Below are 715 nucleotides of genomic sequence, written 5' to 3'. Positions count from 1 at the left end.
TCACTTTGAGGGCGTCGTGGCGTCGTTGGGCCGGCGTGCGGGTGTCACGCACCGCAGCGCGATCGGCCAACGCCTCGAAATCAATACTCGGCCGAGGAATCTTGGCGTCGGCAGCCGCCACCGCGTCCATCCGGTCGGCCAGATCATCAAAAGTCCTGAACTCGGGCAGATCATCAAAGCTCGGCACACCATCAGAACCAGGATCAGACCCGGGCTCAGATGGGGCCGCGGGCTGGGGTGCCACCTCCGACTCCGGTTCCGGCCCGGCGCCGGGCTCAGCGTCACACTCAGGCGCTGCTTCAGACTCCGCCTCCGCCTCGGGCGCTGCTTCCGACGCAGACTCCGCGTCCGCCTCTTCCGGCTGGGCTGTCGGCGCGGGCTCGGTGTCGGGCTCTTCGTCGGGTGGGTTGGGGTCCGGATTGTGTCGTGGTTCGGGGTCGTCGGGGTTGTTGATCCCGGGGCGGGCCCACACATCGAAGGCGGTCCCCAGATAGGCCGCCGTCTCCGCATCCACCCAACCACTGATGTGGGTCAACCCGTCGGCATCCTGCTTACCGACCCGGATCCCACACGTGTGCCGGGCCACATCCGGGCCGGGGCCGTCCTGATTGATCAGCATCAACGCAAACGTCGCCGCGGTCTGCACCGTCTCCGGAACACTCACCACCGCAACCGAGACCAGGATCTTTTCGAGCTCCGCACACTTGGCCGGACT

The 715-nt window shown here is 67.0% G+C and carries 1 protein-coding gene; it reads right to left on the bottom strand.

From position 1 onward, the window contains the following. The coding region (locus tag ACLBYA_RS31585) for a DUF222 domain-containing protein (protein ID WP_447713428.1) at window positions 1-664 on the bottom strand (664 nt) is incomplete at its 3' end. Between the last annotated feature and the right edge of the window lie 51 nt (window positions 665-715).

The organism is Mycobacterium sp. C31M, from assembly GCF_053345865.1.
Note: the sequence above shows the minus strand (reverse complement) of the source record. Positions and strands in the feature narration are given on the sequence as shown.